The sequence below is a fragment of the Streptomyces sparsus genome, assembly GCF_054776295.1.
In genome coordinates, this window is record NZ_BAAHCA010000271.1 from 1 (window position 1) to 5532 (window position 5532).

A 5532-nucleotide genomic window follows, 5' to 3' on the forward strand; every position below is an offset into this window, starting at 1 on the left:
CCGCGGAATCCGGCAGCGCGGGCGCGGCCACGGCGCCCGGCGGGCCGGCCCCTGCCTTCGACCGGTCCGACCCGGTGTCCGCGCTGTGCGAACTGGCCGCCAGGGTGCTGGAGGTGCCCACGGTCGCGCCGGACGACAACTTCTTCGACCGCGGCGGGCACTCGGTGCTGGCTGTGCGGCTCGCCAAGGCCGTACGGGACGACTGGGGGATGAACCTGTCGGTACGGGCCGTCTTCGAGCGGCCCACCATGGCGGAGCTGGGCGGCCTGCTGACCGCGGACCCGACCGACGCGGGCCGCCACGGCCCGCGTCGGTCCGGCAGCCCTTCCCGGTAGGCGGTACCGGGAAGGGCCGCGGCCGTGACTCAGTCGAGCCGCAGGTGCAGGGAGCTGTGCCCGAAAAGGAAGTTGGAGTAGACGCGGGGCGGTTCCCGGAGGATCTCGATCCGGTGCACCCGGCGGATCAGCGAGTCCAGAACGGCGGACAGCTCCAGCCGGCCGAGGAAGGCCCCCAGGCAGAAGTGGGGGCCGTGCCCGAGGGCGAGGTGCGGGTTGTGCTCCCTGCCGACGTCGAAGCGGCGGGGCCGCGCGAAGACGGCCGGGTCGTTGTTGGCCGAGATGTTCCACAGGACGACGATGTCGCCCGCCGACACCTCCGCGGGGCCGATCCGCAGGTCGGCGGTGGCCGTGCGGGCGAAGTGCATGGCCGGGGTCACCCAGCGGAGCACCTCCTCCACCGCCGTCTTCACCGCCGCCTCACCGGTGCGCAGCCGACGCCACTGCTCCTGGTGGGTGCCCAGCGCGTGCAGTGCGCCGATCGTGGTCACCCGGGTGGACTCGTCGCCGCCCAGGATCAGGCTGTAGCAGTTGAGGGCGAGGTCGTCGTCCGTCATCGGCTCGCCCTCGACCCGGGCGTCGGCGATCATGCTGATCACGTCCTCGCCGGGGCGTCGGCGGCGCTCGCGGACCACGTCCACGAAGTAGGACAGGATCTCGTTGCGGGCCTCCAACGCGTCCATGGGGTCGCCATCGGCGCTTTCGGACGACAGCGCGCGCTTGTTCCAGTCCAGTAGCAGGGGCCGGTCGGAGGCGGGCAGCTCCAGCAGGTCGCACACGGTGTTGAGCGGCAGGTGCTCGGCGATGTCGCGTGCGGCATCGACCTCGCCCGCTCCGACCACGGCGGTCACCAGGGCGTCCGCCCGCTGCCGCACGGCGTCCTCCACGTGCCTGAGGACCCGCGGCGAGAAGGCACGCAGCATCACCTGGCGCAGTTCGCGGTGGCGCGGACGGTCCATCACCGCCAGCATCCGGCCGCCGGCCGAGTCGCCGCCGCGCAGCAGGACGTCCAGCACCGTGCCCCGGGCCGAACTCAGCCGCGCCGCGTCCTTGTAGCAGTCCTGGACGTCCCCGTACCGGGCCACCGCCCAGAAACCGGGGCGGCTGCCCACCGGGGGATGCCAGCGCACCGGCTCGGTCCGGCGCATCCGGTCCCAGTACGCGTGCGGGTCGTTCTCGACGAAGGCGGCCGGGTCGGCGAGGTCGAGAGTCGCGCCGGAGGTGTCGTCGTACGGGCCGTCGAAGACGCCGGTGTTACCGGAGGAGACCACCGGGAGGCTCCTTTCGGCCCGGGCACCGGGCCTGCATCGGGGCGGACTGTCACCCCGATCCTCACCTCTCGCGCCCGCGCCCGAGACGGCGCTGAATGAACCATGAAGGATTCGGCGGCGGCCCCCGGCACGCGTGCGATTCTCAACTTCCAAGCGGCGAAGGGGAGGTCGGACATGGGCTTGCACCGCGGATCCGTGCGTACGCTGACGGGCTCCCCGCGTCCCGGTCTCCGGCTCCTCGCGCTGCCGCACTCCGGCGGCCGTGCGGAGAGCTTCGCGGGCTGGCGGGCGCCGCTCCCCGCCGCGTTCCCCGGGACCGCGGTGGAGCTGTGTGCCGCGCAGTACCCCGGGCACGGCGACCGGTTGTCGGAGCCGCTGAGGGAGGAGGTCGGGGCGATCGCCGAGGAGATCGTCGCCGACCTGACCCGGCTGCCGCCGGCGGACCTGCTGCTCTTCGGCCACAGCTTCGGCTCGGCCGTCGCGTGCGAGGTGGCTCGCCGCTGCCCCGGGGCCGGGATCGACGTCGTCCTGCTCGTCGCCTCCTCCGCCTGGGCCCCCGGAGACCCGGCCCGGTCCCCCGGCGACGACCACCTGCTGCCTGACGAGGAGCTCTGGGAGCGGCTGGTCGCCCTGGGCGGCATCGACCCCGGCATCGCGTCGGAGCCGGAGATCCGCGCTCTGGTGCTCCCCGTGATGCGCGCGGACATCGCCGCCCACGAGCGCTACCTCGGCTGCTCGGACCCGGTCTCGCTCAGCTGCGACGTGCACGCCTGCATGGCCCGGGGGGACCCCCTGGTGCCGGTCCTGGCCGGCCGCTACTGGAGCCGGCTCACGACGGGGAACGCGAGCGTCGACGTCAGACCCGGAGCCCACTTCCACGTCCTCGACGACCCCGCGCTCCTGCTGGCGGACCTGGCGCGGAGAGTTCCGGTCCGCCCGAAGGGAGGTCGTACGGCACATGAGTAGTCCTTGGGCAGGCCTGAGAGTGGTCGTCACCGGCGGTGGCTCGGGCATCGGGGCCGCTGTGGTCGCCCGCGCCGCCGGACTGGACGCCGACGTCGTGGTGGTCGGCAGACGGGCCGACCGGCTGGCCGAGGTGTCGGCGAAGGCGCGGGCCGACGGAGCGGGCACCGCCGTGCCGTTCGCCGTGGACGTCACGGCCCCCGACGCCGCCGCGCGGATAGCGGAGCGCGCGGGGGAGGTGCTCGGCGGCGTCGACGCGCTGGTCAACAACGCGGGGCACGCGGTCTTCGACCGCCTGGAGGACGCCGCTGAGGCGGACCTGCGGGGCATGGTCGACACCAACCTGGTGGCCCCGGCCCTGCTGATCCGGGCGCTGCTGCCCATGCTGCGCGGCAGCCGGGGCTGCGTGGTCAACGTCTCCTCCGTCGGCGGCGTCCTGGCGATGCCGTCCCGGTCCTTCTACGGCGCCAGCAAGGCCGCGCTGAACTCCCTGACCAGGTCGCTGGCCGTGGAACTGGCGCCCGAGGTCCGGGTCAACGCGGTGCTGCCCGGCCCGGTCGACACGGGTCTGTGGGACCTGGCGGCCGGCGGGGGCGCCGACGCCCTGCGCGAAGGAATCGTGGCCGGCACCCCCATGGGGCGGTTCGGCCTGGCCTCGGAGGTGGCGGCCTGGGTGTGCCACCTCGTCGACCCCGAGACCTCGTCCTGGGTCACCGGGTCCCTGGTGTCCGTGGACGGCGGACGAGCGGCGTGAGCCACACCCCAGGAGCACCACATGGCCGGCCCGACCCGGCCGATCCCGCCACCAGTGGAAAGGCATGAATCAGATGACGCAGACAGCCCCACCGTCGTTCGCCCGGGCCTCGGCGATCCCCTCGTCCTGCCTGTACGAGTCCTTCCGGATCGCCAACGAGCGCGAACGGGAGCACCCCGGCCTGATCAAGCTGCACGTGGGGGAGCCCGCCTTCGCGCCGCCGGACTCCGTCGCCAAGGAGTTCGCCGCCGCTGCCCTGGACGGCCGGGCCCGCTATATCGACGTGCAGGGGCTCATGGAGCTCCGCGAGCGTCTCGTGGACAAGCTCGAAACCGTCAACCGCATCGACACCGAGCCCTCTCGACTGTTCGTCACCCCCGGGTCGTGCCAGGGGCTCAGCGCGCTGATGCGCTGCCTGGCCGACTCGGGTGCGGAGATCCTGATGCCGGAGATCCACTGGCCCGTGCACCTGCAACAGGCCCTGCTCGCGGGCTTCCGCCCGGTGTTCTACAAGCTCGACGAGCACTTCGCACCCGACCCCGAGTCGATCCGGCAGGTGGCCACCCCCAGGACGCGGGTGCTGCTGCTCAACACCCCGTCGAACCCCACCGGCGCGGTCTCCGACCTCCCGTCGCAGCAGGCCATGTACGAGATCGCCGACGAGCACGGCTGGCAGATCATCAGCGACGAGGCCTACGAGCACTTCGCCTTCTCCGGCCCCCACCTGTCGATAGCCGCCCTGGAGCGTGACCGCCCCGCGTCGGAACGCCTCGTCAACAGCGTCTTCACCTTCTCCAAGGGGCCGGCGATGACCGGCTACCGGCTCGGCTACGTCGCGGTCTCGCGGCCCGAGGTCGCGGCCGCGATGCGAACGGTGCAGGAGGCCTGCATCATCGCGCCGTCCGCACCCGTCCAGTACGCCGGGCTGGCCGCGCTGGACGCGTCGGGAGCGCTCGTCGGCAACCACGACTACGTACGGGGGAGCCGGGACGCCGCGCTGTCCCTGCTGGTCGACGAAGGGCTGCTGCCCGCACTGCCCGACGGCGGCTGGTACGCCATGGCGGACATCTCCTCCACCGGGCTGACCGGTGAGGAGTTCAGCGACGAACTCATGCTCCGGCACGACGTCGTGGTCGTCCCCGGCAGTGGGTTCTCCGCACGGCCCGAGTTCGCCCCGGACGGCTCGATGCGGCCGCTGAAGCACGGCGGCGTCGCGTCCGGACTGGTCCGGATCGCGTTCTGCGTCGACCGCGAGCAACTCGTCACCGGGGTGGAACGCCTGGTCGGCCTGGTCCGCGAGAAGAGGGGCCAGTGATGCGGGCAGAGCTGACCTATGCCACCTACCTGAGGCTCGACGACCTGCTCGAACTCCAGGAACCGCGTACCGGCGAGGACGACGCGGACCTCAGCACCGTGCTCTCCGAACAGTTCTTCATCGTCAGCCACCAGACCTGCGAGCTGTGGCTGAAGCAGATCCTCGGCGACCTCGCCGCCGTGGAAGGCAACTTCCTGACGATGACCACCGCGGGCCTGGAGAGGTCGGTCGACCTGCTCTACCGGGCCAGTGAGCTGCTGCGCCTGCTGCACGAGCAGCTCATGGCGCTGGAACTGCTGCCGTTGGAGGACTTCGCCCAGTTCCGGCAGTACCTCGGCACGGCCAGCGGAGCCCAGTCCAGCCAGGCCCACGAACTGGAGCGGGTGTTGGGCAGTGCCCGCCAGTCGGGATCGCTGTTCCTGGCCTTCCGCGCCGGGCTGGACAGCGTCGGAGCCGATCTTGAGGAGATCGTCGGAGCGGGCGTCGAGGCGGGCTCGTTCCACCGGGTCGTCGAGGCGATGCTCAGGGTCGGCAACGGCTACTTCCAGTGGAAGATCGGCCACGTGGGCCTGGTGACGAAGATGCTCGGGGAGCAGCGGGGCACCGCCGGCACCTCGGGGACGGCGTATCTCATGGACCGCGCCACGATGCCGTTCACCGAACTCCACGAACTGCGCGGCAAGGTGCACGAGCGCCGGCGCCAGCAGGCGGGCTGACCGCTGCCGGAGCGGCGTTCCGGCCCGTGTACGCGGAGGAGTCCGTGACGAGCACGCGAAGTGTCCGGGTCCCTTTCGCGGGGGCCGGACACTTCGTGTTGCGGGGCCACTCGGTTCAGGTGGCGGTCTCCAGGATGTAGCCCCGGCCCCACACGGTGCGCAGGCTCAGACGGACACC

Annotated in this window: 6 protein-coding genes; 5 read left to right on the forward strand and 1 reads right to left on the reverse strand. The window is 72.3% G+C overall.

Annotation, left to right across the window (positions count from 1 at the left end; translation table 11 throughout):
- On the forward strand, nucleotides 1-335 hold a 335-nt coding region (locus tag ACYVE9_RS14130), incomplete at its 5' end, for a phosphopantetheine-binding protein (RefSeq protein ID WP_461028179.1).
- Between the two features lie 29 nt (nucleotides 336-364).
- Here the strand turns inward: ACYVE9_RS14130 and ACYVE9_RS14135 are convergent.
- Nucleotides 365-1606: a cytochrome P450 gene (locus ACYVE9_RS14135; protein ID WP_461028180.1), complete on the reverse strand. Its 1242-nt coding sequence runs from the start codon at nucleotides 1604-1606 to the stop codon at nucleotides 365-367.
- 195 nt (nucleotides 1607-1801) lie between these two features.
- On the opposite strand from ACYVE9_RS14135, the gene ACYVE9_RS14140 reads away from it, so the two are divergent.
- The 4 genes from ACYVE9_RS14140 (at nucleotide 1802) to ACYVE9_RS14155 (ending at nucleotide 5354) form a co-directional block, all read left to right on the forward strand.
- A complete protein-coding gene (locus ACYVE9_RS14140; protein WP_461028181.1) occupies nucleotides 1802-2572 on the forward strand; it encodes a thioesterase II family protein in 771 nt (256 codons plus the stop codon).
- The gene (locus ACYVE9_RS14145; protein ID WP_461028182.1) at nucleotides 2565-3323 is read left to right on the forward strand and encodes an SDR family NAD(P)-dependent oxidoreductase; all 759 of its coding nucleotides are present in this window, start codon (nucleotides 2565-2567) and stop codon (nucleotides 3321-3323) included. The genes ACYVE9_RS14140 and ACYVE9_RS14145 overlap by 8 nt, the downstream gene beginning before the upstream one ends.
- 73 nt (nucleotides 3324-3396) lie before the next feature.
- Nucleotides 3397-4638 (forward strand): pyridoxal phosphate-dependent aminotransferase, encoded by a 1242-nt coding sequence (locus ACYVE9_RS14150; protein WP_461028183.1) that lies wholly within the window; start codon nucleotides 3397-3399, stop codon nucleotides 4636-4638.
- Nucleotides 4638-5354: a tryptophan 2,3-dioxygenase family protein gene (locus tag ACYVE9_RS14155; protein WP_461028184.1), complete on the forward strand. Its 717-nt coding sequence runs from the start codon at nucleotides 4638-4640 to the stop codon at nucleotides 5352-5354. Before ACYVE9_RS14150 ends, ACYVE9_RS14155 begins: the two co-directional genes overlap by 1 nt.
- The last annotated feature ends 178 nt before the right edge of the window (nucleotides 5355-5532 follow it).

Excerpts from the sequence above, each read along its gene's own strand:
- ACYVE9_RS14145 (WP_461028182.1), top strand. The coding sequence starts at position 2,565 with ATGAGTAGTCCTTGGGCAGGCCTGAGAGTGGTCGTCACCGGCGGTGGC.
- ACYVE9_RS14150 (WP_461028183.1), top strand. The coding sequence starts at position 3,397 with ATGACGCAGACAGCCCCACCGTCGTTCGCCCGGGCCTCGGCGATCCCC.
- ACYVE9_RS14155 (WP_461028184.1), top strand. The coding sequence starts at position 4,638 with ATGCGGGCAGAGCTGACCTATGCCACCTACCTGAGGCTCGACGACCTG.